General features: G+C 66.6%; 16 protein-coding genes. 11 read left to right on the forward strand and 5 right to left on the reverse strand.

Annotated elements, in window-relative coordinates; translation table 11 throughout:
• The first annotated feature begins 8 nt into the window (after positions 1–8).
• A complete protein-coding gene (locus K3U96_RS15315; RefSeq protein WP_220690263.1) occupies positions 9–983 on the forward strand; it encodes a DUF4238 domain-containing protein in 975 nt (324 codons plus the stop codon).
• A gap of 1,409 nt (positions 984–2,392) precedes the next feature.
• Here K3U96_RS15315 and K3U96_RS15320 read toward each other — a convergent pair.
• Positions 2,393–2,671, reverse strand: a complete 279-nt coding sequence (locus K3U96_RS15320; protein WP_069407433.1) for a WGxxGxxG family protein — start codon at positions 2,669–2,671, stop codon at positions 2,393–2,395.
• A gap of 302 nt (positions 2,672–2,973) precedes the next feature.
• On the opposite strand from K3U96_RS15320, the gene K3U96_RS15325 reads away from it, so the two are divergent.
• From K3U96_RS15325 to K3U96_RS15335, 3 genes are all read left to right on the forward strand, one after another.
• Positions 2,974–3,684 (forward strand): thermonuclease family protein, encoded by a 711-nt coding sequence (locus K3U96_RS15325; RefSeq protein ID WP_230982157.1) that lies wholly within the window; start codon positions 2,974–2,976, stop codon positions 3,682–3,684.
• Between the two features lie 47 nt (positions 3,685–3,731).
• Positions 3,732–4,115, forward strand: coding sequence for a hypothetical protein (locus tag K3U96_RS15330; protein WP_220690264.1), 384 nt, complete (start codon positions 3,732–3,734; stop codon positions 4,113–4,115).
• Between the two features lie 84 nt (positions 4,116–4,199).
• Complete coding sequence (locus K3U96_RS15335; RefSeq protein ID WP_069407443.1) at positions 4,200–4,622, forward strand: hypothetical protein; 423 nt, start codon at positions 4,200–4,202, stop codon at positions 4,620–4,622.
• On the opposite strand, the gene K3U96_RS15340 is transcribed toward K3U96_RS15335, so the two are convergent.
• Positions 4,594–5,040 (reverse strand): helix-turn-helix transcriptional regulator, encoded by a 447-nt coding sequence (locus K3U96_RS15340; RefSeq protein ID WP_372515030.1) that lies wholly within the window; start codon positions 5,038–5,040, stop codon positions 4,594–4,596. The two genes, K3U96_RS15335 and K3U96_RS15340, sit on opposite strands and share 29 nt — an antisense overlap.
• Positions 5,041–5,101: 61 nt before the next feature.
• Between K3U96_RS15340 and K3U96_RS15345 the strand changes: the two genes are divergently transcribed.
• Genes K3U96_RS15345 through K3U96_RS15355 form a run of 3 tightly spaced genes read left to right on the forward strand, consistent with a single transcriptional unit; the run spans position 5,102 to position 6,906 of the window.
• The gene (locus tag K3U96_RS15345) at positions 5,102–5,827 is read left to right on the forward strand and encodes a Clp protease N-terminal domain-containing protein (RefSeq protein ID WP_220690265.1); all 726 of its coding nucleotides are present in this window, start codon (positions 5,102–5,104) and stop codon (positions 5,825–5,827) included.
• Positions 5,828–5,877: 50 nt separating this feature from the next.
• On the forward strand, positions 5,878–6,372 hold the full coding sequence (locus tag K3U96_RS15350; RefSeq protein WP_220690266.1) for a hypothetical protein: 495 nt from the start codon (positions 5,878–5,880) through the stop codon (positions 6,370–6,372).
• A gap of 3 nt (positions 6,373–6,375) precedes the next feature.
• Positions 6,376–6,906 (forward strand): GNAT family N-acetyltransferase, encoded by a 531-nt coding sequence (locus tag K3U96_RS15355; RefSeq protein WP_220690267.1) that lies wholly within the window; start codon positions 6,376–6,378, stop codon positions 6,904–6,906.
• Between the two features lie 69 nt (positions 6,907–6,975).
• Here K3U96_RS15355 and zapE read toward each other — a convergent pair whose 3' ends face one another.
• Positions 6,976–7,992: a cell division protein ZapE gene (gene zapE, locus K3U96_RS15360; protein WP_220690268.1), complete on the reverse strand. Its 1,017-nt coding sequence runs from the start codon at positions 7,990–7,992 to the stop codon at positions 6,976–6,978.
• Positions 7,993–8,026: 34 nt separating this feature from the next.
• Here zapE and K3U96_RS15365 point away from each other — a divergent pair, with 34 nt between their 5' ends.
• The 4 genes from K3U96_RS15365 to msrB are packed head-to-tail and all read left to right on the forward strand — an operon-like array spanning position 8,027 to position 12,146.
• On the forward strand, positions 8,027–8,800 hold the full coding sequence (locus tag K3U96_RS15365) for a pyrimidine reductase family protein (RefSeq protein WP_220690269.1): 774 nt from the start codon (positions 8,027–8,029) through the stop codon (positions 8,798–8,800).
• 26 nt (positions 8,801–8,826) lie between these two features.
• Positions 8,827–10,392, forward strand: coding sequence for an alpha/beta hydrolase (locus tag K3U96_RS15370; protein WP_220690270.1), 1,566 nt, complete (start codon positions 8,827–8,829; stop codon positions 10,390–10,392).
• A 21-nt stretch (positions 10,393–10,413) separates the two neighbouring features.
• The gene (gene aftC, locus K3U96_RS15375) at positions 10,414–11,694 is read left to right on the forward strand and encodes an arabinofuranan 3-O-arabinosyltransferase (RefSeq protein ID WP_372515031.1); all 1,281 of its coding nucleotides are present in this window, start codon (positions 10,414–10,416) and stop codon (positions 11,692–11,694) included.
• Positions 11,695–11,729: 35 nt separating this feature from the next.
• Positions 11,730–12,146 carry a peptide-methionine (R)-S-oxide reductase MsrB gene (msrB, locus tag K3U96_RS15380; protein WP_220690272.1) on the forward strand — a complete coding sequence of 139 codons (417 nt, stop codon included), beginning with the start codon at positions 11,730–11,732 and terminating at the stop codon, positions 12,144–12,146.
• 73 nt (positions 12,147–12,219) lie between these two features.
• Here msrB and K3U96_RS15385 read toward each other — a convergent pair whose 3' ends face one another.
• Both K3U96_RS15385 and hemQ read right to left on the reverse strand, forming a co-directional pair.
• Positions 12,220–12,531, reverse strand: a complete 312-nt coding sequence (locus tag K3U96_RS15385; protein ID WP_110917435.1) for a hypothetical protein — start codon at positions 12,529–12,531, stop codon at positions 12,220–12,222.
• A 103-nt stretch (positions 12,532–12,634) separates the two neighbouring features.
• Positions 12,635–13,339: a hydrogen peroxide-dependent heme synthase gene (gene hemQ, locus K3U96_RS15390; RefSeq protein ID WP_069407441.1), complete on the reverse strand. Its 705-nt coding sequence runs from the start codon at positions 13,337–13,339 to the stop codon at positions 12,635–12,637.
• Between the last annotated feature and the right edge of the window lie 4 nt (positions 13,340–13,343).

A 13,343-nucleotide genomic window follows, 5' to 3' on the forward strand; every position in this document is an offset into this window, starting at 1 on the left:
GTGATTCGTTGGGTGGGGTAGCGAAGCTGCACCATACGGTTCCGCGGTTCTATCTGCGAGGGTTCGCAGATGACGATGACTGGATGATCACCGTGCGGTTGCCGGGTGACAAGCGGTACCCGTCGCGCGTCAAGAAGACCGCGGCCATTAACCACTTCTATTCCATTGACGGGCACCCCGATGGTGCCGATGTCTTTGAGCGGAGCCTGTCAGACCTGGAAGGTTTCGCCGCAGAGGTCATTCAAGCAGTCATCGATGGCGTATGGCCGCTCTCGGAAGCGCAGCGTGCCAAGTTGGGGCTGTTTATGGCGGTTCAATTCCTGCGTGGACCTGACCATCGCCGCTCCCTGGAATACCTCGCCGCTCAGATGACACGTCTCGAAGTCCAGGTCACCGGTCGCGACAACATCAAACAATGGGTCCAGAAGCAGTATGGGGTTGAAGTGGACGACGATGAAGCTGAGGTGTTGTGGCAGCAGGCGACTCAGCCAGGTGGACTGCCGATCACCTTGACACCATTTGGGCATATCGAGCAGATAATTACCGGCGCTGTTGACCACGTGAGGTACTTCATCTCCCGTCCGTGGAAGCTGGTTCGGTTCCACCGTCGTTCCCTGATCACCTGTGATTCGCCGGTCAGTCTGGTGCCAGCCGCGGACAGCGAGCCGTGGCAAGGGGTCGGATTGGCGACGGCTTGGGGCATCACGTTCCCGCTGACTCGGCAATTGGGTCTGATCATGAGCGACGTCAAGCCGATGATCGAGTTCGACTATCCAGTGCAAAGAGTTCGTGCGGGCGGTCTGGATTCAGTCGAGTCTGGGACGGTCAAGATGGAGAAGTTCATCAACGCGAGCACGGTCCGCTCGGCCAGCGAGTACGTCTATCACCATCCCGAGGACGAGGGATTCCTGCCCTGCCCGCTGCCCGAACCGACACTGAGCAACATCGTTGGGCCGGAGCAGCTCTGGCCGGAATCTCAGTAGGAACTCTTGCCAAGCCCTAGCCGCTGGCTACTATCCCGGCATGGACGGGGCTGACAAGGGCCGGTGATCCGAGCGCTTCAGCGTCTCGCCGAACAAAACGGCGACGTACCTGTCGGTAAGGAACGCTTCATCGCCGAGACCGGCTTTCCCGACTACCTTTTCCAGGGGCGCTTGTGGGCTACCTGGAGCGACGCCGTACGCGAAGCGGGTTTAGAGCCCAACGCTTTCGGCTCGCTCGGCTTGATGAGGATTTCTGCTGCGGCAGTTGGCCGAGCTGACTCGCAAGCTCGGCCGGTTCCCCACGAAAGCTCACATACGGATGGAGGGCCGCGACACGCCCGCGCTACCGAGCGCGACGACCTTCGGAAAACGCCTCGGCACGCGGGCACAACAGATTGAGCGGATGCAATTACGTCAGTTTCGATGCGGCACTACTGCGTCGCGCACAGCACCAGATCGCCCGTAATGCAGTAATGCGCTACTGAGTTCGTCGCGCCGCGCGCGACCGACGATTCCCATCGTGAGAACGCGAGCTATCTAGCTCGCTGTCACGCGAGAAGGAGGAACACCATGTTCAAGAAACTATGCATCGCCGCCGCCGCAGCAGGAGCCATATCTGTTCCACTGGCCGGAGCGGCGTGGGCGGACCCAGCAGACCCCAGCAGTAACGACCCCAGCAGTAACGGGAACGGGATAGGCCAAGGGGGCGTCCCCCAAAAGGCCGGAGCTTGGTCGGATGCTATATCAGCGGCCAACCCCAACTTACCGTCCGTAAACCCGAACGGGTCTGGACCGCTTGCTCCCGGACAGTTCTTCAGCGACCTCGCGAGAATGCCGGGTAACGCCCCGAAAGCCGGTGCGGATGCCGCTAATTTCATTTACGGGTACTACACCATCCCCGATGTTTCGGATACGCCTAACCAGACGAATTTTGAGTTTCTTCCCCCAGGCTTGTCCACGAAGGAATTCACACCTGCCTGCTCTACGGGTCATACAGCAAGCGATCCCGCAGTCAACGGTGGGGATCCGGCCTGCCACTGAGAAGCGCGTTCCGACGGTTCGGCGCGAGACTACTGCGTCACGAACCCCACGAGGTCAGCCGTTGTCAATTTACGGTAGATAGAGCGCGCGCTGATTAGGTGCCATGTACGACACCCGGCAGAAAACAAGGGCACCGCCGGTACGAGATTCCGGTACGCACATACCAGTTGGATTCTCCTGCGCCACGGCTCGCCGGAGAACTAGACGACGGCGAAATATGCTGCGGCACTGAGTACGTCGCTGCGACTCGCACCAAAGCGGTTCGACGGCCTGTCGTTTCGGGCATCGTCGGGCACGCTTTCCGCGAAGCTCCTACGCCACAAAGAATTCCCCGCCGCTCCGGCGGGGAATCCTTTGAACGTGAACTCCTATGCGCGCGGCGGGTTCGTGACCGTGCCGCCGCCGCGGGTCGCGGGATAGTCGGCATCCTTGCGGCGCTTGAGGCCGATCAGACCTGCCAGACCAAGCAGACCCAGCAGTCCCCACAGGCCGTTGTCGCCGTTGTCGTCGTCCTGCATTTGCTGCTGCGCCACCGTGGTGGTGGTCGTCGTGGGCGCGGGCGCGTCCAGCGTCGCCGCGGTCGCGACGCCGGCTCCGCCGAACAGCAGGGTCAGCGTGGTGGCTCCGACGACTAAAGGCTTCTTCATCTTGTCTCCTTGGGTGACATCTAGGATCCCTGGCTGCGCGCCAGGGGGCGGCAGACCAGGTTGCTCTAGTCACGGTCGAGGTCCGGCGCTTCTCCGGGCTGCATCAACCTTGCGAGCCTGCTTGTTGCCCCTCAGCCGTGAGGTGAAACCACTTCGCCACGCTAAGCACTCGCGCCAACCGCTATAACCGCAGTTCAGCACCCGAAGTGACGTGCACCACACGGACTCCTGGCCGATGCTGACACCCGTTTGCTCGGGCAATTCGGCCGCCGCCCATCGAGACCCTGGCTACCTTTGGCCTCATGGGCACCGTGATTTACCGCCTTGCCGCCGTCATCGCCGCGGCGGCGATGACGCTCATCGCGCCGCCGCCAACCACCCACGCGGAACCCGTCGACGCCACCGCCGTCGTGCTGCGCGTCGTCGACGGCGACACCATCGACATCCGCGACGAGGTTCGCGGTCGTCTGCGCGTACGCATCCTCGGGATCGACACCCCCGAGACCAAGAAACCCAACTCCCCCGTCGAATGCTGGGGACCCGAAGCCACCGAGTTCGCCACGTCGACGATGCTCGGCCAGCGCGTCGCGCTCGTGCCCGACCCGACCCAGGACCGCACCGACCGCTACGGCCGCACCCTGGCCTACCTCGTGCGCGCCGACGGCTTCGACTACGCCGTCGAGGCCGCCCGCGCCGGCGCCGCGCGCAGCTACGTCTACGGCGGCAAGCCCGTCAGCCGCCACGTCGCGATCGCCGCGGCCGAACGCGAAGCCCGCGACGCCCGCCGCGGCCTGTGGGGCCCGCCCTGCAACGGCTCGACCTCCGCGGCGGACACCGTCCCCGCCGCGACCGCACCGCAGCCCTTCTTGGAACCCGCGCCGTCGTCGGGCTCGGTCTATTACCCCAACTGCGCCGCCGCGCGTGCCGCCGGCGCGGCACCCATCCACGCGGGCCAACCCGGCTACCGTTCCGGCCTCGACGGCGACGACGACGGCATCGCCTGCGAGCGCTGACCCGCCCGGCAATCCGGCTGCGGCACCGAATCCACTAGGTTGAGTTCATGCGGTTAACCGCGGCATTCTTTGCCAATCGCGTCGAGGTCGTCGACGGCATGCTCAACCTCGAAGGCGGATTCTGGGCGAGCACCACCGTCGCGCCCAACGCCACCGCGTTCCAGTGCGACGTCGTGGTGCTCTGCGATATGGACGCCAACGACGTCGGCGAAAGCTTGTCGATGGTCATCGACGCCGAGGGCCCCAACGAACAACGCCTGCCGTCGCACACCTCCAGCTTCACTGTCGAAGCACCGATGAAGTTCATGTGCATGCCCTCGCTCGTGCTGCCCATCGTCGCCGGCGGCGGCTACCACGTGTACCGGTTCCGGCTGGAGGGCGAGCACGCGCGCATCGACGTCCCGCTGGCGGTCCGGCTGGCCCGGCCGTGACAACCGACAAAGCGCCGGTCGAACGTGGCCTGACCTACTAGTCTCTGTCTAGGTCAACCGGGCGTGAACAACGTAAGGGTGGAGATGATTCGCGAATTCCTCGCCGCCGTGGCGGTCGTCGGCCTCGCCATCGGCACGGCCCCCGTCGCATCCGCCGACGACGATCTGCTGTATCACGACAGCCCCGGCCGCTACCCCAGCGACGTACCGGGCATGAACTACGAAGCCCACCTCACCGCGCCCTGCACCAACATGGAGCGCTTCACGTTCGGCCGCGGCCCCGGCGGCGAGGTCCTGCAGTGCCGCTGGATCGAGAACCAGTGGCCACCGGTGTACACCGGGTTCTGGGTAGCGGCCTACCAGCTCTACGGCGTCCAGGAAATCGGCTCGCCCTGTCCCAAACCGCAGTCCGCCGCCCAGGCCCCCGACGGGCGTCCGCTGCTGTGCCGGGGCCCTGAAGGATGGCAACCCGGCTTCTTCACCCGCGCCGGCTTCTTCCCGAGATAGACGGCTCAGGGGCCTCCCGCAGCGTGCGACTCGGCGGCTGCCCGAACGTCTGCGTGTAGAGCCGGCTGAAGCGCCCGGCGTGCGCGAACCCCCACCGATCGGCGATGGCCATCACCGTGTCCACGGACGGGTCAGCGTGGCACAAGTCCCGGTGCGCGCGGCAAAGCCGAACGCGGCGCAGGTATTCCAGCGGCGTGGTATCCAAATGGCGCCGGAACGTGTACTGCACCGAGCGCGGGGTGACGTTGACGGCGGCGGCAATATCGCTGAGTGTGATGTCATGGTCGGCGTTCTCGTGAATGAAGGTGATCGCCCGTCGCAGCAGCGCCGACTGCGTGCCCGAGCCGTTAATCATGTTTCCCATAACGGCGCGTCGAATACCCGCCCGGGCCCGAGCAAAAACGATTCCGTCAAACACATCGCCAATTTCGTCAACCGGCAGTTGACGTAGCCGCCGTCGTCAACCTAACGTTGACGGCATGACGAAGCCGACCAAGATCCACAACCCCGTCCGCCTCGACGACCTCATCGACGTCATCAAAGAGGTGCACAGCGAGCCCCTCGAACAACTCACCGACGCCGTGTTGGCCGCCGAAGCCCTCGGCGAGATCGCCGACCACCTGATCGGCCACTTCGTCGACCAGGCCCGCCGGTCCGGGGCGTCGTGGACCGAGATCGGCAAGTGCATGGGCGTCACCAAGCAGGCCGCCCAGAAGCGTTTCGTCCCCAAGGCCGACGCGCTGGACCCCAACTCCGGATTCAGTCGGTTCACCCCCCGCGCACGCAACGTCATCGTCGTCGCCCAGAACACGGCGCACAACGCCGGCAACGTCGAGATCAACCCGGACCACCTGCTGCTCGGCCTGTTCGACGACCCCGAAGGCCTGGCCGCCAAACTGCTCGCCGGCCAAGGAGTCGACGTCGACGCTGTCGCCAACGCCGTGCAACTTCCCCCGCGCACCGAGGGCGACCTGCCCGCACTCACCCCGTTCAACAGTGCCGCCAAAAAGGTGCTCGAACTGACCTTCCGGCAAGCACTTCGGCTGGGCCACAACTACATCGGCACCGAACACATCCTGCTGGCGCTGTGGGAGGCCGAAGACGACGACGGGGTTCTGCACGGCCTCGGGATGGACCGGGACCGCTTCGAGGCAGACCTGGTGGCCGCGCTGGAACCGTTCACGAACCGTGCGCGAGACAAGTGACACGTGGGAACCGGCTGTAACACGTTTCAGTTTGTGCGATCATTTGCGCCATGCGTCGCTGGTTAGTGCTCCTCATCGCGGCATTCTCGGCTGCCGCCGCCGTCGTGGCTGCCCCCGCCTCCGCCGCGACGACCCCCATCGGACGCCTCGGCGAGACGCTGCGGGTGGACTTCGAGGGCCTGGTCGCCGACATCACCGTGCACAGCGTCGCCCCCTCGCCGATCCCGCCCGGTTTCGGCTATCCGCCGCGGGCGCCGCGCTACGAGGTCTGGCGCGGTCAGATCACCGTGCATCCCATCGCGGTGCCCACGCCGTACGCCCAGGCGCTGACCTACCAGTTCCGCGGTGTCACGCCGACCGGTGACGCCTACGAACCGCGCAACACCGACGCCCCCGACTCGTTGCAACGCGCGCTGAACAACGCCCCGGCCGGATCCACCGTCAGCGGCGGCGTGTGGTGGGACTGCTACCGCGATCTGATCTCCAACGTGGTGCTCATCGACCGGGTCACCGGGAAGCACCTGGCGCAGTGGAACGTGTCCTGACTTTTGGGTGTTGACGTCACACCGGCTTCGGTAGCCGATCTTGTCGATCTCGCCGACGTCGCGGCCCGCACCTTCCCCCTGGCCTGTCCCCCGTCGACGACACCGCAGGACATCGCCGCGTTCATCGCCGAGAACCTCTCGGCGGACCGGTTCCGCGAGTACCTCGCCGATCCCGACCGTGACGTGCTCGCGGCTCGCGAGGACAACCGAATCGTGGGTTACGCCATGCTGATTCGCGGCGTTCCCGATGACGACGACGTGCAGCGCGCGGTCACGCGGCGCCCCGCCGTCGAGTTGTCGAAGATGTACGTGCTGCCCGAGGGCCACGGCGCCGGCGTGTCGGCGGCCTTGATGTCGGCGGCGCTGGCCCATGCCGCCGAACACGGCGCCGCCTGCGTCTGGCTGGGGGTCAACCAGCAGAACCGACGCGCCCAACGGTTTTACGCCAAGCACGGGTTCAGCATCAGCGGCACCAAGACGTTTCAGCTGGGCTCCGATGTCGAGAACGACTACGTGATGGTGCGCGAACTCTGACGCCGCCGAGTGTGGGGTTGTTGCATGCTTGGAGCGCAAAGGGCGTGCTGGTAACCCACGTTCGGCGCGTCAAAGGGCGCGGGACAGGGCCAATAGCCGCGACGTCGCGCGCAAATACTTCTTGCGGAAGCCCCCGGCGAGCATCTCCTCGCTGAAGACGGTGTCGAGCTTGGCCCCGGAGGCGATCACCGGAATGCCCGCGTCGTAGAGCCGGTCGGTCAGCGAGACCAGCCGCAGCGCCACGTTCTGATCGTCGATGCGGTGCACTCCGGTGAGGAACACCGCGGCCACATCCTCGATCAGCGTCAGGTACCGCGACGGATGCATGGTCGCCAGGTGCACGCACAGCGCATCGAAGTCGTCCAGCGTCGCCCCGGGAACCTGCGCGGCGCGCCGGGTGACCTCGTCGTCGCTCAGCGGCTCGGGCGCGGGCGGTAGGCCGCGGTGCCGGTAGTCGGGCCCGTCGATCCGTACAGTGTCGAAAATCGCTGCGAGCGTGTGGATCTCACGTAGAAAGTCCTGAGCGGCGAACCGGCCTTCGCCGAGCTGTTCGGGCAGCGTGTTGGAGGTGGCCGCCACCGAAACCCCGCGTTCGACGAGCGCCGACAGCAGCCGGGAGATCAGCGTGGTGTTGCCGGGGTCGTCCAGCTCGAATTCGTCGATGCACACCACCACGTATTCGGCCAACAGCTCGATGCATTCGACGAAGCCGAAAACCCCTGCCAACTGGGTCAATTCGCCGAATGTCGCGAACGCCTTCGGCCCGGGCACCCGGTAGTACGACGACGCCAGCAGGTGCGTCTTGCCGACGCCGAACCCGCCGTCGAGGTAGAGCCCGACACCGGGCAGCACCTCGCGGCGGCCGAACAGCTTCTTCTTGCCGGCCCGCCGCTGGGTGGCCTGGGTGCAGAACCGCAGGCACGACTGCACGGCCGCGGCCTGGGACGGTTCGGCCGGATCGGGCAGATAGGTGTCGAAGCTGACGTCGGCGAACGTGGGCGGCGGAACGAGTTGGGCGATCAACCGTTGCGGGGTGACGTCGGGGTGGCGGTCGACCAGGTGTCGGACGCCGCTGGACCCGTGCATGCACGCACCCTATCGGCGTGCTTCGATCGTGTTCATGTCCGATACCGCCGCCGGGGTGCAATTCAGTGTGCTGGGCCCCACCGACAGCGTCGACGACGGCCGGCTGTCCGACTTCTACGCCTACCCTGACGGACTGCAGCACTGCTGGGTGCGCGCCAACATGATCGCCAGCGTCGACGGCGGCGCCACCGCCGACGGCAAGGCCGGCGGCATGGCTGAGGCCGGCGATCGTGCGGTGTTCCGGTTGATGCGCTACGCGGCCGACGTCATCGTCGTCGGCGCGGCCACCGTGCGGGTGGAGAACTACTCCGGGGTGCAGGTGCCCGTCGCGCATCGCAGCGCCCGTCAGCGCCGCGGCCAGGCCGAGGTCCCCCCGATCGCCGTTGTCACCCAATCCGGCAGCCTCGACCTCGACGCCCGCTTCTTCACCCACACCGAGGTCCCGCCGTTGATCCTCACCTGCGCCGACACCTTCGAAGACACCCGCGGCAGGCTGGGCGGCGTCGCCGAGGTCGTCAACGCCTCCGGGCCGCAGCCCGACCGTGTCGACGGGGCGACGCTGCTGGACGTCCTGGCCGAGCGCGGCCTGTACCGGGTGCTCACCGAAGGCGGCCCGCAGGTGTTGGGCATGTTCATCGAGCACGACCAGCTCGACGAGCTGTGCCTGACCGTCGCGCCGCTGTTACTTGGGGGGCTGGCGCCGCGGATCGCCTCGGGCCCCGGTGAAGTGCACACCCGTATGCGTCCCGCGCACCTGCTCTGCGACGACGACGGCTACCTCTACACGCGCTACGTGCGGGCAGATTGAGCGCGTGCGTCAGTACTGTGGTCGGCATGCATCGGCGTAAACAGCTGGTCGGGACCCTGAGCCTGGCAACCGTCGCCGCGGTCATCGCCGGATGTGCCCCGGGGCTGGCCGCCAACCCGCGGTTCGCCACCGATTCGGGCGCCGGTCCCCAGGGCCAGCCGGAGACCACCCAGGCGCCGGAGGGCCCGCCGCCGATCGAGGCACCCAAGAACCAGTTGGCGTGGCGGGACTGCACGTCCCGGGTGTTCGGCGACGCCGGCGTTCCCGCCGTCCCCGGGGTCAGGCTGGATTGCGCGAGTTACGACGCCGACCTGGACCCGATCAACGGCGCCGCGGGCACGTTGAGCATCGGCGCCGTGCGGGCCACCGGCCCCGACACCCCCGAGGACGCCGGCCCGCTGGTGATGACGACCGGTGCGAACCTGCCGTCCTCGCAGCAGTTGCCGGTGTGGTTGTCGCGGGCGGGCGCCGACGTGCTCAAAGGTCACCCGGTCGTGGCCGTCGACCGTCGCGGCATGGGAATGTCGGGCGCGCTGGAGTGCCGCGACCTGTTCGAACGCCAGCAGATGGCCGACCAGGCGCAGTTCCAGAGGGGCGATGATCCGGTCGCCAACCTGCGCGAGATCACCCAGGGCGCCACGACGAACTGCACCGACACCATCGCGCCCGGCGACTCGGCGTACTCGAACGCACAAGCCGCCGAGGACCTCGAGCGGTTGCGCAGCACCTGGGATGTGCCGACGCTGGCCCTGCTCGGCATCGGCAACGGCGCCCAGGTGGCGCTGGCCTACGCGGGCAGCCATCCCAACAAGGTCGCAAGGTTGGTGCTCGACTCCCCCTTGCCGCTGGGGATCGCCGCCGAAGCGGCGATGGAGCAGCGCGTCAAGGGCGAACAGGCCGCGCTGGACGCGTGGGCGAAGCAGTGCGCAGCGGCGAACTGCCCGCTGGCCCCGAACCCGAAGGCCGCCGTCGACGCGCTGCTGAACGACGCGCGCGGGGGGCGCGGACCGGCCGGCGCGTCGGTCGCGGCGGTCGCCAACGCGATCTCCACCGCGCTGGCCTATCCGCGTGGCGACCGGGTGGATACCGGCAACGCGCTGGCGGCCGCGGTCGCTGCCGCCCGCGCCGGGGACTCCGGTCCGATGTCCACCCTGATCAGCCAGGCCGAGTCGATGCGCGACACCGACGGCCAGTTCGTCAACAACTGCAGCGATTCGTTGAGCCGTCCGACCCCCGACCGCGTGCGGGAACTGGTCGTCGAGTGGGACAAGTTGTATCCCCAGTTCGGCCGGGTGGGTGCGCTCGGGTTGGTGCAGTGCCTGAGTTGGCCCAGCGGTTCGACGCCGAATGAGCCCAAGAACCTCAAGATCCCCGTGCTGCTGCTCGGCACCCAGAACGACCCGATCGTCGGCAACGAGGGCGTCGCAGCCGTCGCCGCCACCGCGATCAACGCGGGCTCGCCCAACAGGCGGGTGATGTGGCAGGGCATCGGGCACGGCGCCTCGATCTACTCGCCGTGCGCGCTGCCGCCGGTGATCGGCTACCTGGACAGCGGCGCCCTGCCCGAGACCGACACGTTCTGCCCGGCCTGACCGGTCGCGTCGGAGGTGTCGGTGTACGGTGCGCTCGTGCGCGATCTTGTCCTGGCCGCCTTCCGACCCCGCACCTCCCCGCCGAACACGGCAACGGTGCTGCGGTCGATCCTGTGGCCGATTGCGATCCTCTCGGTCATCCACCGCAGCTACGTGCTGGCCACCAACGGCTACATCACCGACGACTTCGGACCCGTCTACCGCGCGGTCGTGGCCTTCAAGATGGGCCAGGACATCTACAACGCGCAGTTCGACCACGTCGACCCGCACTACCTCTACCCGCCGGGCGGCACGCTGATCATGGCGCCGTTCGGCTACCTGCCGGTCGACGCGTCGCGGTACTGGTTCATCTTCTTCAACACGGTGGCGATCGTGCTGGCCGCCTACTTCCTGTTGCGGCTGTTCAAGTTCTCACTGGCCTCGGTGGCCGCGCCGGCGCTGCTGCTGGCCATGTTCTGCACCGAAAACGTCACCAACACACTGGTTTTCGGCAACATCAACGGCTGCATCCTGCTGCTGGAGGTGCTGTTCTTCAGGTGGCTGCTCGACGGCAACAAATCCCATGAATGGCTGGCCGGCGTCGCGATCGGGTTGACGCTGGTGGTCAAACCGCTGTTGGCGCCGCTGTTGTTGCTTCCGCTGCTCAACCGGCAGTGGCGGTCGTTGCTGACGGCGTTCGCGGTGCCGGTGGTGTTCAACGTCGCGGCGTGGCCGCTGATCAGCGACCCGATGAGCTTCGTCACCCGCACGCTGCCCTACATCCTGTCCACCCGCGACTACTTCAACAGCTCGATCCTGGGCAACGGCGTGTACTACGGCCTGCCGATGTGGCTGATCATGTTGCTGCGCATCGCCTTTGTGGTGCTGGGCGCGGCCAGCCTGTGGCTGCTGTACCGCTACTACCGCACCCGCGACCAGTTGTTCTGGATGCTGACCTCCTCCGGCGTGCTGCTCATCACCTCCTGGCTGGTGCTCTCGCTGGGCCAGGGTTACTACTCGATGATGCTGTTCCCATTCCTGATGACGGTGGTGCTGCCGAACTCGGTGCTGCGCAACTGGGTTGCCTGGTTGGGTATCTACGGCTTCATGACGATGGACCGCTGGCTGCTGGGCCATTGGCCGACGACGGGTCGCGCGCTGGAGTACCTGAAGATCACCTACGGCTGGTCGCTGGTGGTGATCGTGGTGTTCTCGGTGTTGTACTTCCGCTATCTGGACGCCAAGGCCGAGGATCGGCTCGACGACGGTATCGATCCGCCGTGGGTGAAGCAGGTCCGGGAGCCCGCGCCGGCGCGCACCTGATGCGGCCGACCGCGCAGAATCGCTAACCTGGAGCTATGACCGCACCAGCTCCCAAGCTGCAGCTCACCGACGACGAGTGGCGCCAGAAGCTCAGCCCCGAGGAATTCCACGTCCTTCGCCAGGCCGGCACCGAGCGTCCGTTCACCGGCGAGTACACCGACACCAAGACCGAAGGTGTCTACCAGTGCCGGGCCTGCGGCGCCGAACTGTTCCGCAGCACCGAGAAGTTCGAATCTCACTGCGGATGGCCGTCGTTCTTCGATCCGGCCGACTCCGACGCGGTGATCCTGCGGTCCGACGACTCGCTGGGGATGCGCCGCGTCGAGGTGATCTGCGCCAACTGCCACAGCCACCTCGGCCACGTCTTCGAGGGCGAGGGCTATCCGACGCCCACCGACCAGCGCTACTGCATCAACTCGATCTCGCTGCGGCTGGTCCCGAAAGCTTCCTAGCTCACCGAGCGTGAAGCCACGGTCGCGATTCGGCGGCCGAGACGACCTGGAATGCTATTTCGGCGCAAAAGGCTTAGCCCGGGTAGACCGCGAATTCGGCCGGGTCCGCGCTGTCCTCGACGCACTGAAACAGCAGCGGCGCGGTGGCCGCGGTCGCGGAGTAACAGGTGAACGGCCCGATCGCCTGGTACTTGTCGCCGTTGACGTCGTACTGCGCGGCGTAATCGGCCGCGGTGACGCAGTCGATGTCCCCGACGGTGATGACGATGCTCTTACCGTCGCGCGGCGGGCACTGTTCGCCGTTCACGTCCTGGGCGAACCCGGTGGGCGCCGTCGCCAACGCCGCGACGAACAACGTCGAGCCAATACATGCCCTGGTGATCATCTCCACATGATGACCTGCCGGCCGCCGAAAAACCCGCGAAATTGCGGTCAGATTCGCGTTTCGGGCCGGTTCCGCGATCTGTGCGCAGTCTCGGCGCCAGAAGTTACGGCAGCGCGGCGATCAACTGTTCGGGGCTCACCCGCGGGCCGGTGAAGAACGGGGTCTCCTCGCGGACATGGCGACGGGCGTCGGTGGCGCGCAGGTCACGCATCAAATCGACGATGCGGTGCAGTTCCGGCGCCTCGAACGCCAGGATCCACTCGTAGTCGCCCAGCGCGAACGCCGGCACGGTGTTGGCCCGCACATCCTTGTACGCGCGGGCACCCATCCCGTGCTCGGACAGCATCCGGCGGCGGTCCTCGTCGGGCAGCAGGTACCAGTCGTAGGACCGCACGAACGGGTACACGCAGATGTAGTTGCCCGGTTCCTCGCCGGCCAGAAACGCTGGGATGTGGCTCTTGTTGAACTCGGCGGGGCGGTGCAGTGCGACGTTGCTCCACACCGGCGTGCTGGCGCGTCCCAACGCGGTGGTGCGACGGAAGTCCGAGTAGGTGGCCTGCAGCGCCTCGACGTTGTCGGCGTGGGTCCAGAACATGAAGTCCGCGTCGGCGCGCATACCGGCGATGTCGTAGACGCCTCGCACCACCACACCGCGCTCCTCCTGCTGTTTGAGGAACGTCGAGACCTCATTGGAAACGGCCGCACGCGCTTCATCTTCCACGCCGAGCGCCCCGGGTTGCACCGAGAACACCGAAAACATCAGGTAGCGGAGGGTGGAGTTGAGTGCGTCGAAATCGAGCTTGGCCATACCC

The sequence above is a fragment of the Mycolicibacterium holsaticum DSM 44478 = JCM 12374 genome (assembly GCF_019645835.1).
Lineage (GTDB): Bacteria > Actinomycetota > Actinomycetes > Mycobacteriales > Mycobacteriaceae > Mycobacterium > Mycobacterium holsaticum.

Coding starts and splice junctions, on each gene's coding strand:
- K3U96_RS15335 (WP_069407443.1), top strand. CDS start 4,200: ATGATTCGCGAATTCCTCGCCGCCGTGGCGGTCGTCGGCCTCGCCATC.
- K3U96_RS15370 (WP_220690270.1), top strand. CDS start 8,827: ATGCATCGGCGTAAACAGCTGGTCGGGACCCTGAGCCTGGCAACCGTC.
- zapE (WP_220690268.1), bottom strand. CDS start 7,992: ATGCACGGGTCCAGCGGCGTCCGACACCTGGTCGACCGCCACCCCGAC.
- K3U96_RS15350 (WP_220690266.1), top strand. CDS start 5,878: ATGCGTCGCTGGTTAGTGCTCCTCATCGCGGCATTCTCGGCTGCCGCC.
- hemQ (WP_069407441.1), bottom strand. CDS start 13,339: ATGGCCAAGCTCGATTTCGACGCACTCAACTCCACCCTCCGCTACCTG.
- K3U96_RS15320 (WP_069407433.1), bottom strand. CDS start 2,671: ATGAAGAAGCCTTTAGTCGTCGGAGCCACCACGCTGACCCTGCTGTTC.
- K3U96_RS15345 (WP_220690265.1), top strand. CDS start 5,102: ATGACGAAGCCGACCAAGATCCACAACCCCGTCCGCCTCGACGACCTC.
- K3U96_RS15365 (WP_220690269.1), top strand. CDS start 8,027: ATGTCCGATACCGCCGCCGGGGTGCAATTCAGTGTGCTGGGCCCCACC.
- msrB (WP_220690272.1), top strand. CDS start 11,730: ATGACCGCACCAGCTCCCAAGCTGCAGCTCACCGACGACGAGTGGCGC.
- K3U96_RS15385 (WP_110917435.1), bottom strand. CDS start 12,531: ATGATCACCAGGGCATGTATTGGCTCGACGTTGTTCGTCGCGGCGTTG.
- K3U96_RS15325 (WP_230982157.1), top strand. CDS start 2,974: ATGGGCACCGTGATTTACCGCCTTGCCGCCGTCATCGCCGCGGCGGCG.
- K3U96_RS15330 (WP_220690264.1), top strand. CDS start 3,732: ATGCGGTTAACCGCGGCATTCTTTGCCAATCGCGTCGAGGTCGTCGAC.